Annotated in this window: 18 protein-coding genes; 3 read left to right on the top strand and 15 right to left on the bottom strand. The window is 71.1% G+C overall.

Features of this window, described 5'->3' with window-relative positions; genetic code table 11:
- The first annotated feature begins 183 nt into the window (after window positions 1-183).
- Window positions 184-876: a LuxR C-terminal-related transcriptional regulator gene (locus OHA64_RS38465; protein WP_405621302.1), complete on the top strand. Its 693-nt coding sequence runs from the start codon at window positions 184-186 to the stop codon at window positions 874-876.
- Window positions 877-1057: 181 nt separating this feature from the next.
- On the opposite strand, the gene OHA64_RS38460 is transcribed toward OHA64_RS38465, so the two are convergent.
- From OHA64_RS38460 to OHA64_RS38415, 10 genes are all read right to left on the bottom strand, one after another.
- A complete protein-coding gene (locus OHA64_RS38460; RefSeq protein ID WP_405621300.1) occupies window positions 1058-1570 on the bottom strand; it encodes an O-acetyl-ADP-ribose deacetylase in 513 nt (170 codons plus the stop codon).
- Window positions 1567-2976: a phytoene desaturase family protein gene (locus OHA64_RS38455; RefSeq protein WP_405621298.1), complete on the bottom strand. Its 1410-nt coding sequence runs from the start codon at window positions 2974-2976 to the stop codon at window positions 1567-1569. The genes OHA64_RS38460 and OHA64_RS38455 overlap by 4 nt, the downstream gene beginning before the upstream one ends.
- A gap of 188 nt (window positions 2977-3164) precedes the next feature.
- Window positions 3165-4007, bottom strand: a complete 843-nt coding sequence (locus OHA64_RS38450) for an inositol monophosphatase family protein (RefSeq protein ID WP_405621296.1) — start codon at window positions 4005-4007, stop codon at window positions 3165-3167.
- Between the two features lie 158 nt (window positions 4008-4165).
- Window positions 4166-6049: a gamma-glutamyltransferase family protein gene (locus OHA64_RS38445; protein ID WP_405621294.1), complete on the bottom strand. Its 1884-nt coding sequence runs from the start codon at window positions 6047-6049 to the stop codon at window positions 4166-4168.
- A gap of 144 nt (window positions 6050-6193) precedes the next feature.
- Window positions 6194-6550: a hypothetical protein gene (locus OHA64_RS38440; RefSeq protein WP_405621292.1), complete on the bottom strand. Its 357-nt coding sequence runs from the start codon at window positions 6548-6550 to the stop codon at window positions 6194-6196.
- A 90-nt stretch (window positions 6551-6640) separates the two neighbouring features.
- The gene (locus OHA64_RS38435) at window positions 6641-7138 is read right to left on the bottom strand and encodes an FBP domain-containing protein (RefSeq protein WP_405621290.1); all 498 of its coding nucleotides are present in this window, start codon (window positions 7136-7138) and stop codon (window positions 6641-6643) included.
- A 53-nt stretch (window positions 7139-7191) separates the two neighbouring features.
- On the bottom strand, window positions 7192-8751 hold the full coding sequence (locus OHA64_RS38430) for an MFS transporter (protein ID WP_405609814.1): 1560 nt from the start codon (window positions 8749-8751) through the stop codon (window positions 7192-7194).
- A gap of 899 nt (window positions 8752-9650) precedes the next feature.
- Entirely contained in the window at window positions 9651-10496 is an 846-nt protein-coding gene (locus OHA64_RS38425) for a class I SAM-dependent methyltransferase (protein WP_405621288.1), read from the bottom strand.
- Between the two features lie 52 nt (window positions 10497-10548).
- Window positions 10549-11211, bottom strand: coding sequence for a response regulator (locus OHA64_RS38420; RefSeq protein ID WP_405621286.1), 663 nt, complete (start codon window positions 11209-11211; stop codon window positions 10549-10551).
- Window positions 11208-12311 carry a sensor histidine kinase gene (locus OHA64_RS38415; RefSeq protein ID WP_405621284.1) on the bottom strand — a complete coding sequence of 368 codons (1104 nt, stop codon included), beginning with the start codon at window positions 12309-12311 and terminating at the stop codon, window positions 11208-11210. Before OHA64_RS38415 ends, OHA64_RS38420 begins: the two co-directional genes overlap by 4 nt.
- Before the next feature lie 167 nt (window positions 12312-12478).
- Here OHA64_RS38415 and OHA64_RS38410 point away from each other — a divergent pair, with 167 nt between their 5' ends.
- Entirely contained in the window at window positions 12479-13483 is a 1005-nt protein-coding gene (locus OHA64_RS38410; RefSeq protein ID WP_405621282.1) for a carboxymuconolactone decarboxylase family protein, read from the top strand.
- 166 nt (window positions 13484-13649) lie between these two features.
- Window positions 13650-14303, top strand: coding sequence for a hypothetical protein (locus OHA64_RS38405; protein WP_405621280.1), 654 nt, complete (start codon window positions 13650-13652; stop codon window positions 14301-14303).
- 34 nt (window positions 14304-14337) lie between these two features.
- Here the strand turns inward: OHA64_RS38405 and OHA64_RS38400 are convergent, their stop codons facing one another.
- The 5 genes from OHA64_RS38400 to OHA64_RS38380 all read right to left on the bottom strand — a co-directional run bounded on the left by OHA64_RS38400 (window position 14338) and on the right by OHA64_RS38380 (window position 21186).
- A complete protein-coding gene (locus OHA64_RS38400) occupies window positions 14338-15864 on the bottom strand; it encodes an NCS1 family nucleobase:cation symporter-1 (protein WP_405621278.1) in 1527 nt (508 codons plus the stop codon).
- A gap of 135 nt (window positions 15865-15999) precedes the next feature.
- Window positions 16000-17019 carry a TIGR03842 family LLM class F420-dependent oxidoreductase gene (locus tag OHA64_RS38395; protein WP_405621276.1) on the bottom strand — a complete coding sequence of 340 codons (1020 nt, stop codon included), beginning with the start codon at window positions 17017-17019 and terminating at the stop codon, window positions 16000-16002.
- Window positions 17020-17030: 11 nt separating this feature from the next.
- Window positions 17031-18437: a dihydropyrimidinase gene (gene hydA / locus OHA64_RS38390; protein ID WP_405621274.1), complete on the bottom strand. Its 1407-nt coding sequence runs from the start codon at window positions 18435-18437 to the stop codon at window positions 17031-17033.
- Window positions 18438-18583: 146 nt separating this feature from the next.
- On the bottom strand, window positions 18584-19426 hold the full coding sequence (locus OHA64_RS38385; protein WP_405621272.1) for a nitrilase-related carbon-nitrogen hydrolase: 843 nt from the start codon (window positions 19424-19426) through the stop codon (window positions 18584-18586).
- A gap of 191 nt (window positions 19427-19617) precedes the next feature.
- Window positions 19618-21186, bottom strand: a complete 1569-nt coding sequence (locus OHA64_RS38380) for a PucR family transcriptional regulator (protein WP_405621270.1) — start codon at window positions 21184-21186, stop codon at window positions 19618-19620.
- Window positions 21187-21193: the final 7 nt, after the last annotated feature.

Raw genomic sequence — 21193 nt, 5'->3', positions numbered from 1 at the left:
CTAGAACTCGCACACAACCGAAGCAATGATCCTGTCGGACTTTGTGCGGTCCTGTTTGGCTGACGATGCCCGGCACCTATTCGACTGTGATGCAGGCCACACAAGAAACGGTGCCGTTTCGATAACCCCGAGCGTTATTCTTCTCTCGAGTGAACGAAACCGTTTCGTTCAGAAGGGGCGAGCATGGTCACCGTCTTCGTCTTGCATCAGCAGTCCCTGCAGCGACTCGGTCTGCGCATGCTCCTGTCGGCCCAGCCCGGTCTGACCGTCGTCGGGGAAACGGCCGACGAGGCCGAGGCGGTCCGGATGAGCGACCGGCTCCGCCCGGATGTCGTCGTCATGGACGGCTCCGGTCTCGGCACCGGCGGGATCGAGACCGTTCGCCGTATCTCCCACGCGTCCCGCGTGCTCCTCCTGAGCTCCTCCGGCGACGATGCGGACGCCTACGCCGCGCTGCGCGCCGGGGCCGGCGGATTCGTCCTCCCGGACGTCACGCCCGACGAACTGGCCTCGGCGGTGCACACTGTGGCCACCGGTGACGTGGTCATCTCCCCCGGTCTGACCCGCGAACTCATCGACGCCGTCCGCAGCCGACGCCCCGTCGGGACAGCCGAGCAGGCGCACGGGCTGGGCACGCTCACCGGGCGGGAGCGCGACGTCGTCACCGCGGTCGCCGCCGGCTGGTCGAACGCCGAGATCGCGGAGCGGCTGCACATCGCCCCGACGACCGTGAAGTCCCATGTCAGCAACATCCTCACCAAGATCGGCGCCCGCGCCCGGGTCCAACTGGTGCCCTTCGCCTACGAGAACGGCCTGGTACAGCCCACCGTGACGCCCCTGCGGATGGCGGCCCCGCCTCTGTCCGTCGCCGCCTGAACGCCCGCTTCTTGGAGGGCGGCTTCGTGGACGGCTGCTTCGTGGACTGCTGTTTCGTGGACGGCGCACGTCGGCGGGGGCCCTGGAGGCGCCGGTCCGCGCCGGTGGGCCGCAGCCGGGCCGTCAGGCGTCGGTCCGGTCAATGTCGAGGAGTGTGCCCCGCATCCCATACGGACGAGCGTCAGACCTGGGCCTGCCGGGCGAACGCCTCGTAGGCCAGGTCGTCAAAGAGCACGAACCTCACCTCTTCGACGTCCGTCCGAGTGGTCCGCACCGTCTCGACGGCGATCCGGGCGGCGTCGTCCATCGGCCAGCCGTAGATGCCGGCGGAGACAGCCGGGAAGGCGACCGTGCGGGCGCCCAACTCGTCGGCCACCCGCAGCGATTCGCGGTAACAGGAGGCCAGCAGCTTTGACCGGTCCTCCTCCTGACTGAACCGCGGGCCGACGGTGTGGATCACCCAGTGCGCGTCCAGCTCACCCGCCGTCGTCGCGACCGCCCGGCCGGTGGCGAGGCCTCTCCCATAGTGCGAGGCGCGTAGCTTGCGGCAGTCCGCCAGGACCGCGGGGCCGCCCCGGCGGTGGATGGCGCCGTCGACGCCGCCTCCGCCGAGCAGCGAGGAGTTCGCCGCGTTGACGATGGCGTCGGCGTGCTGCCGGGTGATGTCGCCCTGGACGAGGGTGATGGCGGTCATGTCTGGCGCAGCCTCCTCCAGACGGCCTTCGCCGCGTTGTGGCCCGACATGCCGTGCACGCCGGGTCCGGGTGGAGTGGCCGAGGAGCAGATGAAGACGGCCGGGTGCGGGGTGCCGTACGGGAACAGGGAGAGCTTGGGCCGCAGCAGGACCTGGAGTCCGGAGACCGCTCCGGAGGCGATGTCGCCGCCGACGTAGTTGGCGTTGCGGGCGGCGAGTTCGGGCGGTCCGGCGGTCGCGCGGGCGAGGACGCGATCGCGGAAGCCCGGGGCGAACCGCTCCAGTTGGCGCTCGATGGCGTCGGTGAGGTCTCCGGTCCAGCCGTTGGGGACATGACCGTAGGCCCAGAACACGTGCTTGCCGGCCGGCGCCCGGCCGGGGTCGACGACACTGGGCTGCACGGTGATCATGAACGGCTTGTCGGGTGCGCGGCCCTCCCGGGACGCCGCACGCAGGGCGCTGCCGATCTCGGCACAGTCGGCGCCGATCTGCACGGTGGTGGCCCTGCGCGCTTCCGGCGCGGTCCACGGGACGGGGCCGTCCAGCGCGTAGTCGACCTTGAAGACGCCGGGGCCGTACCGATAGCCCGCGTAGTACGTGCCGAAGCCGGCGATGCGGGCCAGGGCGGTGGGTGAGGTGTCGAAGACGTACGCGCGCGCGGGCGGCAGATCGTCGAGCCGCTTGACCTCGTAGTCGGTGTGGACGGCGCCGCCGAGGTCCTCGAGGTAGGCGGCGAGCGCGTCCGAGATGGACTGGGAGCCTCCACGGGCCACGGGCCAGCCGCGGGCGTGCGCGGCGAGGGCGAAGACCAGGCCGATCGCGCCGGTGGCGAAGCCGCCCAGCGGGGCCATGACGTGGGCCACGAGACCGGCGAACAGGGTCTTGGCCCGCTCGTCGCGGAAGCGGCGGGTCAGCCAGGTGGACGGGGGCAGGCCGACGAGGCCGAAGCGGGCGAGGGTGACCGGGTCGCGGGGCAGCGCGGTGAGCGGCAGGGACATGAAGTCCCGGGCCAGGGTGTCCCACTTGGGCAGGAAGGGCTCGACCAGCCTGCGGTACGTGCCCGCGTCGCGTGGGCCGAACGAGGCCGCCGTCTCGCCGACCGACCGCGCCAGGACGGCGGCGGTGCCGTCGGTGAAGGGGTGCGCCATGGGCAGGTCGGCGTGCAGCCACTCCAGGCCGTACCGCTGAAGGGGCATCGCGCGGAACGCCGGGGAGTTGATGCCGAGCGGATGGGCCGCCGAGCACGGGTCGTGCCGGAAGCCGGGGAGGGTGAGCTCCTCGGTGCGGGCTCCCCCGCCGACGGTGTCCCGGGCCTCGAAGACGGCCACGGAGAAGCCTCGGCGGGCCAGTTCCACGGCAGCGGTCAGTCCGTTCGGTCCCGCACCCACCACGACCGCATCGAGCATCGACGGCACCTTCGGACTCCTTCGTCAGCCGGTGGCCTGTGAGGATCAGGATATGACGGAGACCCGACAGCACCGGGCCGCGGGGCACCACTCGGGGCGACCGGGTCTTCGGTGACCGTGCGCTGCCGCTCGTCCGGCGACCGACGGCCACCGCCGCCTCCCCCGGTCGCTCCTTCGGCGACCGCCGGCTACCGCGCCCTCAGCAGCTCCACCACCCGGCGGGCCGTGGCCGCGTCGCGGGCCGCGGTGAAGGGGAGGGTGTTGTGGCCGGTGATGCGGAACGGCTCGCCCGCTCGGGTCAGGTGGGCGCCGCCGGCCTCCTCCACCAGGAGCAGGCCGGCCGCGTGGTCCCAGGCCAGTTCCCAGGAGAACGCGGTGGCGTCCAGCTCGCCCCGGGCGATCGCCAGGTACTCGAGGCCGGCCGAGCCGCAGGCGCGCGGTGCCACGCCCTCGGTCCACAGGCCCAGCAGGGCGTGCTTCTCCTCGTCGGTCGTGTAGTCCGGGTGGGAGGTGGCCACGCGCAGGTCACGGTCCGGCTCCGGGGCCCCGGAGGTCAGCCTCTCGCCGTCGAGGAACGCGCCCTGTCCGCGCACGGCGGTGGCCATCTGGTCGCGGGCCGGGGCGTAGGTCCACGAGGCGAGCAGGACCCCGCGCCTGGCGAGGGCGACCAGGGTGCAGAACCCGGGGTCTCCGTGCACGAACTGTCGTGTGCCGTCTACCGGATCGACGATCCAGACCGGCGTGTCGCCCTGTATCGCCTCGTAGGACGCGGGGTCGGCGTGCGCCGCCTCCTCGCCGACCACGACCGAGCCGGGCAGCAGCCCGCCCAGCGCCTCGGCGAGATACAGCTCCGCATTGCGGTCGGCGTCCGTCACCAGATCGTGCGGGCCGCTCTTCTGGTCGACCTCGTGCGCGGCGAGCCGGCAAAAGCGCGGCATGATCTCGGCCGCGGCCGCCTTGCGGAGGGTCTCCTCCACGTCTGCGGAGTGCCGGGCGAGAAACTCGTCGATGGTTTCCGTCTCTTCGATCATGGCTCCATGAGAGCACGCGCCACTGACAATCCTCACCCGTCCGGTGCACAACGGATGGAATCACCATGAATAGCGAGGTGCGGGCACTGCCGACGAGATCGGCGGCCGGCACGGCGGCAGGTACGGCGGCCGATTCAGCGGTGGGTACAGCGGCCGGTTCAGCGGCCGACCGCGTACCCCTGCATCCCGCGCGGGTTCGCGGCCGCCGACAGGATGCCGGTCTCGGGGTCCCTGGCGACCGCGCACAGGCGTCCTTCCGACCAGGGGGCGCCCACGGTCACGTCGTGCCCGCGCCCGCGGAGTTCCGCCACGACGTCCGGGGCCGTGCGGGCCTCCACGGTGACGCTCCCCGGCCGCATGCCGCGCGGATAGAAGGAGCCGGGGAAGCTGTCGTTGTGCCAGTTCGGGGCGTCGATCGCCCCCTGGAGATCGAGTCCGCCGCGGACCCGGGCGCGCAGCGCGACCCCGAGGAAGAAGTGCAGCTGCCACTGGTCCTGCTGATCCCCGCCGGGCGTCCCGAACGCCATCACCGGTATGCCGTCGCGCAGGGCGATCGAGGGAGTGAGGGTGGTGCGGGGGCGGCGGCCCGGGGCGAGGGAGTTCGGCAGGCCCTCCTCCAGCCAGGTCATCTGCAACCGGGTGCCCAGTGGAAAGCCCAGCTCGGGCACAACGGGGTTGGCCTGGAGCCAGCCGCCGCTGGGGGTGGCGGCGACCATGTTGCCCCAGCGGTCGACGACGTCGAGGTGGCAGGTGTCGCCACGGGTACGCCCATCGGCGGCGACCTCGTGCTCGGGCTCTGACTCGGGTTCGCCCGGCACCGGGGACGTGGGGTGCTTGGCGACGGTGGGCTCACCGATGCCGGGCACGTCATGGACCGCGACCGTCGGCTCCCCCGCGCCCAGCGGACCGGACCCGGTCTCGTCGCCGATCACCAGGCCCGCGAGGGCACTCGTCCGCGGGGTGCGGCCTCCGGGGCTGCCGGGCCGCACCTCGTACGACGCCTTCTCTCCGACGAGCTCCCGCCGCCCCGCGTTGTACGCGTCCGACAGCAGTGCGTCGAGCGGCACCTCGGCCGCGTCCCCGTACCAGGCCTCCCGGTCCGCCATGGCCAGCTTGCAGCCCTCGATCAGCAGGTGGACGTAGTCCGCGGACCCGTACCGGGGCAGTTCGGGCGGCAGCAGCGCGAGTTGCTGGAGGAGAACGGGCCCCTGGCTCCAGGGGCCCGCCTTGCAGACGGTCCAGCCGTTCCAGTCGTACGTCGCCGGTGCCTCGTATGTCGCGGACCAGCCGGCGAGGTCGGTGGCCGTGAGCGTGCCGGTGTGCCGCTCGCCGCTGGTGTCCATGGTGGGCCGCCAGGTCTGCCGTACGAGCGCCTCCGCGATGAAGCCGGTGCGCCACACCTCCCGCGCGGCCTCGATCTGCGCCTCCCGGCCTCCCGCCTCGGCGACCTCGGCGAGCAGCCGCTTCCAGGTGGCGGCGAGGGCGGGGTTGCGGAAGAGCTCCCCGGGCCGGGGTGCCTTGCCGCCGGGCAGGTACACGTCGGCCGAGGTGGTCCACTCCGTCTCGAACAGCTCCCGTACCGTCTCGACGGTCGCGCCGACGTTCTCCACGGGCGCGTGACCGTCTTCGGCGTACCCGATGGCGTACTTGAGGACGTCGGCAAGGGGTTTCGTGCCGTGGTCCCGAAGGAGCAGCATCCAGGCGTCGAAGGCACCGGGGACGGCGGCGGCGAGCGGCCCGGTCCCGGGGACCAGATCCAGACCGAGTCCCCGGTAGTGCGCGACGCTCGCCCCGGCCGGCGCGACGCCCTGTCCGCACAGCACTCGCACCTCGCCTCCGGCCGGCGCCAGCAGGATCGGTACCTCGCCGGCGGGGCCGTTGAGGTGCGGCTCGACGACGTGCAGCACGAACGCCCCCGCCACGGCGGCGTCGTAGGCGTTGCCGCCGTCCTCCAGCACGGCCATCGCCGACTGCGAGGCGAGCCAGTGGGTGGAGGACACCATGCCGAAGGTGCCCTGGAGGGTGGGTCGGGTGGTGAACATGTGGGCTCTCACCTCGCTGTTTACCGGCGTCGGCAGGTCTGGTCTGCGCTCAGGATCGATTCTGTGAAGAATCTGGGGAGTTCAGGCCGGAGCGCTCCTCCGCCCGCTCCCCCAGCAGGTTATCGATCGCTACAGGCGCAGCCCTCAGAAGAAGCGGGTGCGGGAGGCGCAGTACCCGTATCCGGCCCGGCCGACCATCTCCGAGCGTCTCACCGTCGGCCGGGAGCGGCCGCACTCCACCGGTGTGGAGTCCACGATCCAGTGGTTGTCGAACCAGAAGTCCGTGTCCGTTGCGAGCAGCCGTATCGCCTTCTTGAACAGCGGCAACCCGGCCCTGAGCCGCTTGTTGTACCCGGACTGCTGCGGCGGGTACGGGAACATCGCGGCGAGGTTCTTGCGGGCGAACCGCAGCCACCGGGCCTCGGAGCGGAAGCCGAGCAGCGCCTGCGCGACTGCGCGCGTGACCAGCTCGGCATCGCTCGACTGCGGTGGGCAGCCCATCCATCACTACGCCTCCAACTCGTCGTCGATCTTCACGTACAAGGAGTGGACGGGGGCTCGGCGACGATGGCCGTCGAGCCCCTGTCGGTCTCAGTGGAAGACCCGCTCCACGAACGCGTCGAGGTTGTCGCGCAGGCGCTCGATCTGCTGCTCGACAGTGAGGGACTCCTCCATGCGCCCGCCCGGTGCCGCCTTCTTCCTGCCCCGTACGTACAACGAGCAGTCCAGGTCGGCGCAGAGGTAGAGGCCCACCGAGTTGCCTGCGCGGCCGGCCGGGCCTGCCTTGGGGGCGGTCATGAGGGAGACGCCGCTGCCGGGATGGGTGGTCAGGCACAGCGAGCACAGGCTGCGGCGCAGGAAGCCGCGGTTGTTGGAAGGGGAGCGCAGGGACAGGCCGACGAGTTCATCGGCGCGTTCGACGACGAGATACCTGCGATCGGGCGCGGACAGATCGAACCAGCCCAGGAAGTCCAGGTCGTCCCAGTGGTCGAGGTCCGCCAGGTTCTTGGGCAGGGGGAGGCGTTTGGCCTCGCCCTTCGAGCAGTTGACGAACGAGGTGCGGATGTCGTGCTCGGTCAGGGGTTTCATGGAGGATCCTTCGAGGGGTGAGGTGGACGGTGGCGGGACACGACCCCGGCTCGCTAGGCCGGTGCGTCGTTTCCGGCGTGCTTCGGCGTCTTGTGCCGTACGGTGAGGCCCGCTACCAGGGCGGCGAGCAGCAGGACGCCCGCCGAGCACCGGTAGGCGACGGAGAAGCCGTGCACCATGCCTTCGTTGAGGGTCGCGCCGCCGTGGGCCGGATGGTGCACGTGGGAGTGGACGTAGCGGCTGGTGGCGCCGGTGGCGATGGTGTTGAGCAGTACGGTGCCCAGCGAAGCGCCCATCTGCTGAACGGTGTTGAGGACTGCCGAGGCCACACCGGCGTCCTGCGCGGGCACGCCGGCGGTGGCCGTCGCGTAGACCGGCATGAAGGTCAGGCCCATGCCCAGACCGAGCAGCAGCAGGGCGGGCAGCACGTGCGAGAGGTACTGCGCATGCACGGTCAGGCTGCTGAGCAGCACCATGCCGGCGGCGGCCAGCACCATGCCGGACGACATCAAGGTGCGCGGCGCCGTGCGTGGCAGCAGGCGGGCCGCGATCTGGGTCGCGCCGATGACGATGCCGGCCGAAATCGGCACGAAGGCCAGGCCCGTCCGCACCGGCGGGTAGCCGAGGACGACCTGCAGGTAGTACGTCAGGAACAGGAAGACGCCGAACATGCCGATGGTGGCCAAGCCCATCGTCGCGAGCGATCCGGCCCGGACACGGTCCTTGACGATGCGCAGCGGCAGCAGCGGGCTCGCCGCGCGGCTCTGCCACCACACGAAGGCGGCGAGCAGGATCACGCCGGCCGCGAGCAGCGTGAGTACCGACGGGCTGGTCCAGCCGCGGGGTTCGGCCTCGCTGAAGCCGTACACGAGGGCGACGAGCCCGCCGCAGCCCAGCAGCGCGCCCGGCACGTCCAGGTGCCCGCCCCGGCGGCCGGAGCGGTCGCGCAGGAAGGCCGGTGCGCCGAGCAGGGCGGCCAGCGCGATGGGCACGTTGACGTACAGGGACCAGCGCCAGTTCAGGTACTCGGTCAGCAGACCGCCCACGATCAGCCCGACCGCGCTGCCGCCGCCGGCCAGCGCACCGTAGACCCCGAACGCCCTGGCCCGCTCCTTGGGGTCGGTGAACGTCGTCGTCAGAAGGGACAGGGCCGAGGGCGCCAGGACCGCCGCGAACGCACCTTGCAGGGCCCGCGCCGCGAACAGCATCCCGGGACCGGCCGCCGCGCCGCCCAGCGCGGAGGCCGCGGCGAACCCGGCCAGGCCGATGACGAAGGTGCGCTTGCGGCCCACCAGATCGGCGATCCGGCCGCCGAGCAGCAGCAGCCCGCCGAAGGCCAGCGTGTAGGCGGTGATCACCCACTGCCGGTCGGCGTCCGACATGCCGAGAGCGTGCTGGGCGGAGGGCAGCGCGATGTTCACGATGGTGCCGTCAAGGATCACCATCAGCTGGGCGAGGGCGATGACGGCCAGCGCCCACCAGCGCTTCGGATCCGGTGCCGGTTCCGGATCCGGTGCGGGAGTCGCGGCGGGAACCTCGCGGTCCGGGGAACGGTCGGTGGCCGTGGAAGGGGTGGAAGGGGTGGATTCCCCTCCGGGACGTTTCTTGCTCATGGCGATCACGCACGTTTCGTGTCGAAGTGCTGTCGAGACAGCCGGCCAGGGACGGTCGCAGTGGTGACGACGGGCCGGTGTACGCAGCACGGGGACACGGCATGGCGATGGGGCAGCGGGAACCGCGGACAGCACCCGGGGCCTGCCTCACCAGCTGCGTGTCACTCACGCCGGCGCTCTTGCTGGTCGTGAGGCGGAGAGTGCCTAGATCACGGTGACCAGCAAAAGAAGGGCCCGTCTTCGGGCACGCGCCCCCGCAGGCCGCGCGGCGACGAACCACGCAGGCCAGGACATCTCGTGACGCGGCATCTCAGGAAGATGCCGAAGACAAGAAACAAGAAGGGGGAAGAGTTACCGCGCGCCGCAGAGGAGGGAGGACACACGGCCGGAGGCAACTATGGCCGCAACGCATTCAGCACGGTCCATGTCTCTCGCCTCCTTCCGGGCAGGGCACGCGGTGCGTGTCGACGCCGAGCGCGCCGAGCGGGGCGGCAGAGAACCTGCCGCGCGAAATCTCCGGACAGGTTATCCCATCGACGCCACCGCGCGACCGGAATTACCGACCGCCCGCGCGCACACGCGCCAAGCATGGGTGATTGCTTGAGGGTGGAAGTCCCAGAGGGCAGAGGTGGTGCCAACCCCGAGCCGGGAGTACGGGCGGGAAGCCGTTGACGATGTCTGACAGCTGCTGGTGCAGCCCCGACACGTATGCGGCCTGGCCGCCGCCCCGTCAAGCGGCAGGGCGCGTAGCTCGGCGGACGGGATCCCGAACCCCCGGCCTGCCCGCGGGAGTTCGGGCGTCCGGCCGCTGGGTTTCTCGTTGCTCCCGCAGACGAGACCCACAGGCGAGACCCGCGTTGCTGGAGCCCGCGATCAGCGCGTACGCGAAGAGGCCGGCCTCATGACCGGGGGTGCCCGGCGCTCCCCCGCCTCCCCGCGGTGAGCAGATGCCCACTGACTCCCAGAAGTGTCGGCTCGGACTCGATGCGCCGGGTCGCCGCGAGGACGGCCTCGCGGCGTTGCGGGTCGTCCAGCCAGTCCTCGACGCCGCCCATGAGCCAGGCGAGGCCCTCGACGCCGTACTGGCCCTCCACGGTGAGTCCCGCGTCGGTGAACTCGGCCGAAGGCTCCTCGGGGCGGGCGAAGTAGGCGACGGTGAACAGGTCGTTCTCGCCGTGGTGACGGTTCCGGCCGTCCACCGTGACGGCGTCGGTGCGTTCGCGCTGCCAAGGGGTGAAGTAGCGCTCCTGGCGCAGCAGGTCGTGCAGACCGGCGAACCGGTTGATGGTGGCCGCAACCACCGGCCCGCCCGGCCGGACCACCCGGTGCGCTTCGGCCAACGCCCGTACGCGGTCCGCGCGTTCGGTCAGGTGGTACAGCGGGCCGAGGAGCAGCACCACGTCGTACGAGGCGTCCTCGGCGGGCAGGGCCCGGGCGTCGCCGGGTCGGGCGGTGACGCCGGGCAGCCGGGCGGCCTGTTCCAGGTGGAGCGGCACCGGGTCGACGAGATCGACCTCGTACCCGTCCCGGGCGAGCCACTCGGCGTGGACGCCGCTGCCTCCGCCGACGTCGAGGACCCGCGCGGGAGCCTCGGGCATCAGACGCCGCAGGATGTCCTGGGTGCGCCAGAACTCCAGCCGTCCGGAGCCCTCCCGCAGGCGGGCGTCCTCGTTGCCCTGGGCGTAGTAGGCGAGGATCTCCTCGTGCACGGAGGGCTGTTGCTCGCCTGTCGTGTCGGTCGTCATCACCTCAGATTGCTGAGCGCCGTGCACGGCACGCAACGGATTTTGCCCCGCGTCAGGTGCCGCGCGCCGTCACCAGCCCCGACTCGTACGCGAAGACGACCAGTTGGGCCCGGTCGCGGGCCCCCAGCTTGGTCATCGCGCGGCTGATGTGGGTCTTGGCCGTGAACGGGCTGATGACCATGTGCGCGGCGATCTCCTCGTTGGTGAGGCCGCGGGCGGCCAGCGCGGTGACCTCGCGTTCGCGGCGGGTGAGGTGTTCCAGGCCGGGGGCGGTGGTCCGGTCCGGGGGGCGGGAGACGAACTCCCCGATCAGGGCCCGGGTGACCGACGGGGAGAGCAGTGCCTCGCCCCGGGCCACCACGTCGATGGCCTGGAGCAGGTCCGCGGGTTCGGTGTCCTTCAGCAGGAAGCCGCTCGCCCCCGCCCGCAGGGCCTCGAAGACATACTCGTCGAGGCCGTAGTTGGTGAGGATCACGACGCGGACAGCGCGGAGGGCGGGGTCGGTGGCGATACGGCGGGTCGCCTCGATGCCCGTCATGACCGGCATCTGGACGTCGATCAGGGCGATGTCGGGTGCGTGGGCACGCACCAGGGCCACTCCCTGTGCACCGTCCGCCGCCTCACCGACCACCTCGATGCCGTCCTCGGCGTCCAGCAGGGCACGGAACCCGGCGCGCATCAGCGCCTGGTCGTCGACGAGTGCCACCCGGATCATCCGGCCGCCTCCAGCGGCAGTTCGGCCCGCACCGAGAAGCCGCCCTCTGCGCGCGGGCCGGTGTGCAACGTGCCGCCGAGGGCCGTGACGCGTTCTCGCATGCCGGTGAGGCCGGTGCCCGGCTTCGGCGGGCAGGCCGGGTCGGCCGCCCCCTCATCGTCCACCTGAATCGTCAACTCGTGCTCCCCGTAATCCAGTTGGACCTGCACCTTGGCCGGTCCCGCGTGCCGGGCCGCGTTCGTGAGGGCCTCCTGGACGATGCGGTACGCGGCCCTCTCGAGGGTGGCCTGCAGGGGGCGTTCGTCCCCGTTCACCGTCAGCTCGACGGCGAGGCCCGCCGCCCGGGCGCGGTCCACGAGCTGGGCCGGTGTGCCGGTCGGTTCATCGGTGCGCAGCACCCCCAGCGTGGCCCGCAGCTCACGCATGGCCTCGCCGCCGGCCTCCTGGATGGCGAGCAGCGCGGGCGGCACCTCCTCGCCCCGCTTGCGGGCCAGGTGCACGGCGACACCGGCCTGGAGCTTGACGATCGAGATGCTGTGGGTGAGGGAGTCGTGCAACTCCCGGGCGATCCGCAGGCGTTCCTCTCCGGCGCGGCGCAGGGCCGCCTCCTCCCTGGTGCGTTCGGCCTCCAGGGCGCGTTGTTCCGTCTGGCGCAGGTAGGCCTGCCAGTTCCGGTCGGCGAGGCCCGTGACGACCGCGCACAGGAACCAGCCCGTGAACAGCGCGGCCTTCTCCACGACCTCCCCCGTCGTGGGGCCCGTCGCCACATGGGCCGCCAGATAGATCCCGCTCGCGGCGGCGGCCCAGCCCCGGTGTCCCACCCGGGACGCCGTGTGCACGGCGGCGAGGACGGGCACTGCGGCGAGCAGCCCGGGGTGGGCGTGCAGGACGTAGGCCACGCCGGTCGCGGTGGCCACGGCCAGCACCGCCAGGGGGGCGGGTCGGTAGAACGCCAGAGCCGCCGAACCCAGCGCGATCAGCGCGTAGTCGACGGCCGTCGTGTCCGCGTCGTACGCGGCCGTGGTCAGGACCAGCGCGCCGACCACGACCGCAAGGGCGGCGTCGGCGAGATCCCTGCGTGTGACCAAGTGCCCGCTCATGCACGCACAGTAGCGCCGGGCACGGACGCTGGAATCAGCCCTGTGGACAACTCCCCGACTACTCCCGGCGGAGTAGTCAGGGGCATCGGGCCGCCCCGTCGGCGCAGCGCCGGGTGTCTTCGGCGGTACGACGACCGCGCCCGCTCCCGTGGCGCACGCTGCTGCCCATGCCCACACCTTTCCGCTACACCGAGCCCCTGCCGCCCAGGTCGGCCACCGGCCGCGTCGCAGAGGTCTACGAGCAGCTCGCCCGCGACTTCGGCATCGACAAGCCCGTCACCTTCGTCGTCCTGTCCCCCGCCCCCGAGATCCTCGCGTCCACCTGGGCGTTGATGCGCGAGTCGCTGATCGCGGGCCCCGGCAGCCGTACCGGCAAGGAACTGGCGGCGCTCGGGGTGTCGCTCGCCAACCGGTGCCCGTTCTGCGTGGACGCGCACACCATGTTGCTGCACGCCACCGGCGACCACGCGCTCGCCGAACGCCTCGCCCGCGGGGAGCGACCGGAGAACGAGGAGCACGCGCGCGTGCTGGAGTGGGGCAGGCGGACCCGCGTACCGGGCGGCCTCGGTCCGGAGCGGTATCCCTTCCCGCGCGAGCACGCCCCCGGTTATCTCGGCACCGCCCTCGCCTTCCACTTCATCAACCGGATCGCGTCCGCCCTGCTGACCGAGAACCTGCTGCCGGGGAACGCCCAGCGGTTCCGGGCGGTGCGCAGCCTCGTGGGCCGCACGCTCGCCCGGACCGTTCGCCGCCCCGCCCGGCCCGGGGAGGCCCTCGTGCTGCTCGACGGCGTCGACCCCGGCGAAGCTCCCACCTGGGCGGGCGGCACTGCCGTCGGCCTCGCGTACGCGGCGCTGCTCAGGGCGTCCATGACGGGCGCCGGGCTCCTCGACGCCGATGACCACGACCTCGTGGAACACACCCTGCGGGACTGGGACGGAACGCATCCGCCGCTCGCGCTGAGCGGGTTCCCGGACCGACGGGAACGTCCCGGCGCGCGCCTCGCGCTGCTGGCCGCCCTGGCGCCGTACCGGATCACGGACGAGGACGTGGCGGCCTGGCGTCGGCCGGAGCACACCGACGACGCTCTGGTGCGCCTGGTGGCGTACGGGGCGTTCGTGGCAGTGGACCGCCTCGAATCGGCGCTCTACCACCCCACCACCCGGACATAAAGGGACACATGGCGCATCCTTGGCGGGGCACAGTGACCGCACAGGCACGGAGCGAGTTGGCACTTTCGTCCCACAGGGAGTCGTGTGAGACTGACGTCCCGTCCGCAGTGCGGACCCGCTCCGCACCGTCCCCCACGAAAAGTGCGCCGTGCGTTCCTCTCTTCCCTTGCCGGTCGCCCTGACCGCCCGCCTGTCCCCCGTCGTCGTGCTCGCCGCGGCGGGTTGGGCCCTGTCGTCGGGCCCGTTCGCCACGACGCCGGCCACGGAGCACAAGGACGACCAGAGGACCGGGACCCAGTCCGCCTCCGCCCCCGCGACATCGGCGGCGTCGAAGGCGTACGGGGCCGCGCCCGCGCCGTGCACCAGCGTGGCCAAGAAGACGATCACGTCGCTGGTGCCGGGCGCGAAGACGGCCGGCCGGGAGATCCCGTCGACGAACTCCAAGCTGCGCCGCACCTGCTCGTGGAACGCGCTCAAGGGCTACGACTACCGCTGGCTGGACGTCTCCTACGAGCTCATGGAGTCGGAGGACGCGGCGGAGAAGTCCTACAAGGAGACGGTCACCAAGAAGAGCGGCGGCGGAGAGGTGCCCGGTGTAGGCGACTCGGGGTACTCCGTCGTGAACCTCAACACCCAGGACAAGCAGCAGACCCGCGAGGGCGTGGTGGTGATCCGCGCGTCCAACGCGCTGGTGACCATCACCTACAACGGCAGCGACTTCGAGACCAAGAAGGCGCCCAGCACGGACGAGATCAACAAGGGCGCCATCAAGGCCGCCAAGGAGGCGGTCGCGGCCCTGGAGGGCGGCCAGAAGAACTGACCGCCCTCCGACGACGGGTGCCGGCGGCAGTGACTCAGGCCTCCAGACGCTCCCGGCCGCGCGCCAGCATCAGCACCACGTACAGCACCATCGAGGTGCCCAGGCCCACCGCCCAGCCGTAGTCGGCGAGCGGCTCCAGCGCGGGAACGGGCCGTCCGTCGATCAGCGGCTTGAAGCTGGCGCCGCCGACGGCGAGGACACCGCCGACCAGGAACGCGACGACGGCCCGCCAGTTCCAGCCGCCCTCGTACCAGTAACGGCCGCCGGTGCGGTACAGGTCGGTCAGGTCGAGCTTGCCGCGGCGCAGGATCCAGTAGTCGGCGATGAGGATGCCGGCGACCGTGCCGAGCAGACCGCCGACCAGGCCGAGCCAGGTGAAGATGTAGCCCTGCGGGTCGGAGTAGAGCTTCCAGGGGAAGATCAGCACGCCGAGGACACAGGTGACGAGCGCACCAGCCCGGAAACTGATCTTCCGGGGCGCGATGTTGGAGAAGTCGAAGGCCGGCGAGACCAGGTTGGCCGCGATGTTCACGGACAGGGTCGCCACCAGCACGGTGACCAGGGCGAACAGCAGGCCCACCACGCTGTCGGTCTTGGCGGCGAGCTGTACCGGGTCCCAGATCGTCTCGCCGTACACCGCCTGCGAACCGGAGGTGACCATCACCGACAGCAGCGCGAACAGCGTCATGGTCGTGGGAAGGCCGAGGGCCTGTCCCCATGTCTGCGCCTTCTGCGACTTCCCGTACCGCGTGAAGTCCGGGATGTTCAGGGACAGCGTCGACCAGAAACCGATCATGCCCATGAGGGAAGGCCAGAACAGCTTCCAGAAGTCGCCGCCCCAGCCGAGCTTGGAGGGCTGGTCGAGCAGCGGACCGAAGCCGCCGGCCTTGTTGCTCATCCAGATCAGCATCACCACCGCGCCGACCAGCACGAACGGCGCCGCCCAGTTCTCGAAGCGGCGGATCGTCTCCATGCCCCGGTAGATGATCGCGACCTGGATCGCCCAGAAGATCGCGAACGACAGCCACATCGTCCAGGCGTAACCGCCGATCTTTCCGGCGTCGCTCCAGCCGTTCCCGATCAGCTTCCCGGCGAGGAAGTAGATCGCCTCGCCGCCGATCCAGGTCTGGATGCCGAACCAGCCGCACGCCACCAACGCCCGTACGACGGCGGGGAGGTTGGCGCCGCGGATACCGAAGGAGGCGCGGGCGAAGACCGGGAAGGGGATGCCGTACTTCGGTCCCGCGTGCCCGGTGAGCAACATCGGGACCAGCACGATCACATTGGCCAGGGCGATGGTGAACACCGCCTGCTTCCAGTCCATGCCGACGGCGATCAGACCGGAGGCCAGGGTCCAGGAGGCCGTGTTGTGAGCCATGCCGACCCACAGCGCTGAGAAGTTGTACGTGGTCCAGGTGCGCTTCTCCACCGGAACCGGCAGCAGGTCCTCGTTGGCGTACGGGCCGCTCGGGGCGTGGGCGCCCGGGGCGATCTCCACCCGGCCGTCGGCGAGGGTGACTTGGGAGGACGGCGGTATGGCCGTGGGAGCGGTGTCGGTCATGGGCAGGCCAATCAAACGAGGGGCGGATCCGGAAAGGCCGTGCGGGGTCTCCGGCCCCCTCCCCGCGGGCGGGGAGGGGAGAACTGGAGTGGGGGGATGGGGAGTTGCTCTGAGGCTCTGATCCTGGAGGCGGGGTCAGCCGTTGACGGCCGGGATCACGCTCGTGCCGTACGCGTCGATGGTGGCTTCCTGCGCGTCGTGCATGTCGTAGACGGCGAACTGGTCGACACCCAGCTCACGCAGGGCGTTCAGCTTCTCGATGTGCTTCTCGACCGGGCCGATGACGCAGAACCGGTCGATGATCTCGTCCGGCACGAACGCGGTGTCGGGGTTGTCGGCGCGCCCGTGGTGGGAGTAGTCGTACCCTTCTCGCGCCTTGATGTACTCGGTGAGTTCGTCCGGTACGGCGGCGGAGTGTGCGCCGTACTTGGACACCAGGTCGGCTACGTGGTTGCCGACCATCCCGCCGAACCAGCGGCACTGCTCGCGGGCGTGGGCGAGCGCCTCGGGCGAGTCGTCCTCGGTGACGTACGCCGGGGCGGCGACGCAGATCTTCACCTCGGACGGGTCACGGCCGGCGGCGACCGCCGCGTCCTTGACCGCCTTCACCATGTACTCGGTCAGGTAGAGGTCGGAGAGCTGGAGGATGAAACCGTCCGCCTCCTCGCCGGTCATCTTCAGCGCCTTGGGGCCGTACGCGGCCATCCAGACGGGGAGTTCGGCGCCTTCCTTGATCCAGGGGAACCTGACGACCGTGCCGCCGAGGTCCGCCTCCTTCCCGGATCCGAGGGCCCTGATGACCTTCATGGCCTCGCTGATCCGGGCGAGGGTGTTCGGGGCGCGGCCGGCGACGCGCATCGCGGAGTCACCGCGACCGATGCCGCAGACCGTGCGGTTGCCGAACATGTCGTTGAGGGTGGCGAAGGTGGAGGCGGTGACCTCCCAGGTGCGGGTGCCCGGGTTGGTGACCATCGGGCCGACCCGCAGCGTGGTGGTGTTCGACAGGATCTGGCTGTAGATCACGAACGGCTCCTGCCACAGCACGGCGGAGTCGAAGGTCCAGCCGTACGTGAAGCCGTTGTGCTCGGCCTTCTGCATCAGCCTGATGACCTTCGAGGCCGGCGGGTCGGTCTGCAGGACGAGTCCGAAGTCCATCTGCTCCACTCCTAGTTGAGGTACTGACAGGTGGAGCGGGGGGTGTACCTGCCGTGTCCGGCGTGCCCGGTGTACTCCCGCTCGGTGATGACGAGTTCGCCGCGCGAGAGGACCGTCTCCACCCGGCCGGTGACGCGCTTGCCCTCGTACGCCGAGTAGTCGACGTTCATGTGGTGCGTGTCGACGGACATGACCTGCTCGGCGTTCGGGTCGTAGATGACGATGTCGGCGTCCGCGCCCGGCGCGATGGTGCCCTTCTTCGGGTACATCCCGAACATCCGGGCCGGACTCGCGCAGGCGATCTCGATCCAGCGGCGGCGCGAGATGTGCCCGTCGACGACGGCCTGATGGAGCAGGTCCATGCGGTTCTCGACGCCCGGCAGGCCGTTGGGGATCTTGGAGAAGTCGCCCCGGCCGAGCTCCTTCTGGCCCACGAAGCAGAAGGGGCAGTGGTCGGTGGAGACCACCTGGAGGTCGTTCGTGCGCAGGCCCCTCCACAGTGCGGCCTGGTGCTCCTTGGGACGAAGAGGCGTGCTGCACACGTACTTCGAGCCCTCGAAGTCGGGTTCCGCGAGGTTGTCCGTGGACAGGAACAGATACTGCGGGCAGGTCTCCCCGAAGACGTTCAGCCCCTCGTCGCGCGCCCGGGCCAGCTCGGCGACCGCCTCCGTCGCCGAGACGTGCACCACGTAGAGCGGGGCCCCGGCGACCTGGGCGAGCTTGATGGCGCGGTGGGTGGCCTCCGCCTCCAGCAACGCCTTCCGGACCTCCCCGTGGTAGCGGGGATCGGTCTCGCCGCGGGCCAGTGCCTGCTCCACCAGCACGTCGATGGCGATGCCGTTCTCGGCGTGCATCATGATCAGGCCGCCGTTGTCGGCGGAGCGCTGCATGGCGCGCAGGATCTGGCCGTCGTCGCTGTAGAAGACGCCCGGGTAGGCCATGAACTGCTTGAAGGAGGTGACGCCCTCCTCGACCAGCAGATCCATCTCCTTGAGCGTCTCCTGGTTCACATCGGAGACGATCATGTGGAAGCCGTAGTCGATCGCGCAGTTGCCCTCGGCCTTGGCGTGCCATGCGTCCAGGCCCTCGCGCAGGGTGTGGCCGACGCTCTGCACGGCGAAGTCGACGATCGTCGTCGTACCGCCCCAGGCGGCGGCCCGGGTGCCGGTCTCGAAGGTGTCGGAGGCGAAGGTGCCCCCGAACGGCAGCTCCATGTGGGTGTGGGCGTCGACACCGCCCGGGATGACGTACTTCCCGGTGGCGTCGATGGTGCGCTCGGCCGCCCAGGCCTCGGCGGCGGAAGTGCCCGCGGCAGCGAGGGCGGTGATACGGCCGTCCTCGATCAGGATGTCCGCGTGGAGTTCGTCGGATGCGGTGATGACGAGGCCGCCCCGGATGATGGTACGGCTGCTGCTCATGCTCCCTCTCCTGTCGTTGGCGCTCCGCTGAGAGCGGTCGGAAGTGTGCGGGTGCGTGGGGGCTGGTCGCGCCCACGCGGCGGAGCCGAATTCGATACAGCCCCGCGCCCCTTACGGGGGCGCGCAAGCGGCGCGGGGCTGTTTGGCTACGGAGCGGTGAGCGGCTCGTAGGCGTCCGGACGGCGGTCGCGGTAGAACTGCCAGCGGTCGCGCACCTCGCGCAGCTTGGCCAGGTCCAGGTCGCGGACGACGAGTTCGGTCTCCTTGTCGCTCGCCACCTCGCCGACGAACTGGGCCTCCGGGTCGACGAAGTACGTCGTTCCGTAGAAGTCGTTGTCGCCCAGTTCCTCGACACCCACCCGGTTGATCGCGCCGACGAAGTACTCGTTGGCGACGGCCGCGGCCGGCTGCTCCAGCTGCCACAGGTAGGCGGACAGGCCGCGCGAGGTCGCCGACGGGTTGAAGACGATCTCGGCACCCGCGAGCCCGAGCGCCCGCCAGCCCTCGGGGAAGTGACGGTCGTAGCAGATGTACACGCCGATCCTGCCGACCTTGGTGTCGAAGACCGGCCAGCCGAGGTTGCCCGGCCGGAAGTAGAACTTCTCCCAGAAGCCCGGCACCTGCGGGATGTGGTGCTTGCGGTACTTGCCGAGGTACGAGCCGTCCGCGTCGATCACGGCGGCCGTGTTGTAGAGGACGCCCGGCTGCTCCTCCTCGTACATCGGCAGGACCAGGACGAGGCCCAGCTCCTTGGCCAGCGCCTGGAAGCGCTTGACGATCGGGCCGTCCGGGATCTGCTCGGCGTACTCGTAGAACGCCTTGTCCTGGACCTGGCAGAAGTACGGTCCGTAGAACAGCTCCTGGAAGCACAGGACTTGGGCACCCTGCGCGGCGGCGTCGCGGGCCGCCTGCTCGTGCACCTGGATCATCGACTCCTTGTCGCCGGTCCAGGCGGTCTGGAAGAGGGCGGCACGGATCACTGTGCTCATCGGGACCTCCGGTCACTCGGTGTGCGAGGAGCCTAGGAAGTCCGCAAGGCCGGATTGAGTTGCACGGTGTCACGTCTGCGGGTGTGCGGCGTGCCACGGTGTCACCCTGTCGCGAGCCCATGTTTCACCGCCGTTCTCCCAGGTGGTCCAGTGTTTCTCCGCTGTTTCCGAGCGACCTGCCGACTCTGCCGTCAGCCCTGTTGCGCGTCGTGCGCGAGGAGCGCTATGTGCACCGACGCGGCCTGCTCGAAGTCGTCGAGGTCGACACCGAGCCGGGTCTGTATCGCCTCCAGCCGGCGGTACAGGGCCGGGCGGGAGACGTGGTGGAGCTGCGCGGTGCGGGACTTGTTGCGGCCGGTGGCGAGGTACGTGCGCAGGACGGCGAGCAGGTCCTCCCCCGCCGCGCACAGCAGCCCGTCCAGCTCCCGCTCCGCGAACGACTGCACATGCGGGTCGTCGCGCAGCAGCCGGATCAGGCCCCGCAGGTGGACGTCCTTGAGGCGTACCACCGGGGGAAGGTCCAGGACCGCCGAGGAGTCCGCCACGGCGTCGGCGACGTGCTGGGCCTCACGCAGGCCGGCGGGGACGTCGTCCCAGTCGGTGCGCGCGTCGGCGGCGGCGATCACCGTCCCGCCCGACTCCGAACGCACCCGGGCCGCGAGGTTCGCCGTGAGCACCGAGGCGTCCTGGTCCCGGGCCAGGCTCAGCAGCACGGCGGTGGCGCCGTCGGCGAGTTCGGCGACGATCCCGGGCAGCCCCAGCAGCCGTAGCACCCGGTCCAGTCGCGCCGGATCACCGTCCCGGACGACCAGCGGGACGAAGGCGCGCCGGTTGACCGGCAGCCCGGCCGCGCGGGCTCGGGGCAACAGCTGCCGTGCCGGTACGACCCCGCTGACCAGGTCGGTCAGCAGGCTCTGCGCGGACTGCTCCTCCCAGGTGTGTGCGGAGGTGCCGGCGAGCATGCGGTGCAGGACGAGGGCCTCGGCGGCACGGTCGGCGAGCAGCCGTCCGGTGCCGTTGTCGCCGCGGTACCCGCACAGCACGATCCGGCCCCAGCGCTCCCCGCGCCCGCCGAGCTCGGCGCGGATCCAGCCGTCGCCCTCGTTGCCGCCGGCCTGCCGGGCGATGCGCTCCCAGTCGCGCAGCACGTCGGCCACCGCCGGCCGCTCCCCCGCCGTCGCGAGGACACGGTGGGCGAGGTTGGTGACGACGAGGGGGCAGCCGCTGTGCTGGGCCACCTCGTCCAGCAGGCGTTGCAGGGGCGCGCCCGCGGTGATGAGTCCGGTGAGCGCGGTCCGTACGGCCTCGGACATGCTGACGGCCGCGAACTTCCGCCGCACCAGGCGCGCCTGGACCTCCTCGGTCAACTCGGCGAAGGGGAAGGGGCGGTGCAGGACCACCATGGGCAGTCCGCACCGCTCGGCCGCCCGCCGCATCACGTCCGGCGCGGCCGGAAACGCCCGTCCCAGGCCCAGCACGACGGCGGAGGCCTCCGCTCGGTGGAGGGACTGGACGTACTCGGCCTGCGCACCCTCGTCGCCGGCGAGCAGTACCCCGGTCGTGAGCACCATCTCGCCGCCGCTGAGCATCACCCCGACGTCGGCGGCCTCGGCGACGTGCACCCAGCGCACCGCCCGGTCGAGCTGGCTCGCGCCGGCCACCACCTCGGGCTCCCCGGCGAGGACCCGTTCCAGCGTGAGGACCTGCCGGACCGACAGGGTCGGCTCCAAGGACTCCGAGGGCTCCCAGGTGGTGGTCATGGCGGTG

This window comes from Streptomyces sp. NBC_00076 (genome assembly GCF_045041235.1).
Taxonomy (GTDB): Bacteria; Actinomycetota; Actinomycetes; order Streptomycetales; family Streptomycetaceae; genus Streptomyces.
This window is presented reverse-complemented; position numbering and strand designations above follow the sequence as displayed.

Coding starts and splice junctions, on each gene's coding strand:
- OHA64_RS38465 (WP_405621302.1), top strand. CDS start 184: ATGGTCACCGTCTTCGTCTTGCATCAGCAGTCCCTGCAGCGACTCGGT.
- OHA64_RS38460 (WP_405621300.1), bottom strand. CDS start 1,570: ATGACCGCCATCACCCTCGTCCAGGGCGACATCACCCGGCAGCACGCC.
- OHA64_RS38455 (WP_405621298.1), bottom strand. CDS start 2,976: ATGCTCGATGCGGTCGTGGTGGGTGCGGGACCGAACGGACTGACCGCT.
- OHA64_RS38450 (WP_405621296.1), bottom strand. CDS start 4,007: ATGATCGAAGAGACGGAAACCATCGACGAGTTTCTCGCCCGGCACTCC.
- OHA64_RS38445 (WP_405621294.1), bottom strand. CDS start 6,049: ATGTTCACCACCCGACCCACCCTCCAGGGCACCTTCGGCATGGTGTCC.
- OHA64_RS38440 (WP_405621292.1), bottom strand. CDS start 6,550: ATGGGCTGCCCACCGCAGTCGAGCGATGCCGAGCTGGTCACGCGCGCA.
- OHA64_RS38435 (WP_405621290.1), bottom strand. CDS start 7,138: ATGAAACCCCTGACCGAGCACGACATCCGCACCTCGTTCGTCAACTGC.
- OHA64_RS38430 (WP_405609814.1), bottom strand. CDS start 8,751: ATGAGCAAGAAACGTCCCGGAGGGGAATCCACCCCTTCCACCCCTTCC.
- OHA64_RS38425 (WP_405621288.1), bottom strand. CDS start 10,496: ATGACGACCGACACGACAGGCGAGCAACAGCCCTCCGTGCACGAGGAG.
- OHA64_RS38420 (WP_405621286.1), bottom strand. CDS start 11,211: ATGATCCGGGTGGCACTCGTCGACGACCAGGCGCTGATGCGCGCCGGG.
- OHA64_RS38415 (WP_405621284.1), bottom strand. CDS start 12,311: ATGAGCGGGCACTTGGTCACACGCAGGGATCTCGCCGACGCCGCCCTT.
- OHA64_RS38410 (WP_405621282.1), top strand. CDS start 12,479: ATGCCCACACCTTTCCGCTACACCGAGCCCCTGCCGCCCAGGTCGGCC.
- OHA64_RS38400 (WP_405621278.1), bottom strand. CDS start 15,864: ATGACCGACACCGCTCCCACGGCCATACCGCCGTCCTCCCAAGTCACC.
- OHA64_RS38395 (WP_405621276.1), bottom strand. CDS start 17,019: ATGGACTTCGGACTCGTCCTGCAGACCGACCCGCCGGCCTCGAAGGTC.
- hydA (WP_405621274.1), bottom strand. CDS start 18,437: ATGAGCAGCAGCCGTACCATCATCCGGGGCGGCCTCGTCATCACCGCA.
- OHA64_RS38385 (WP_405621272.1), bottom strand. CDS start 19,426: ATGAGCACAGTGATCCGTGCCGCCCTCTTCCAGACCGCCTGGACCGGC.
- OHA64_RS38380 (WP_405621270.1), bottom strand. CDS start 21,186: ATGACCACCACCTGGGAGCCCTCGGAGTCCTTGGAGCCGACCCTGTCG.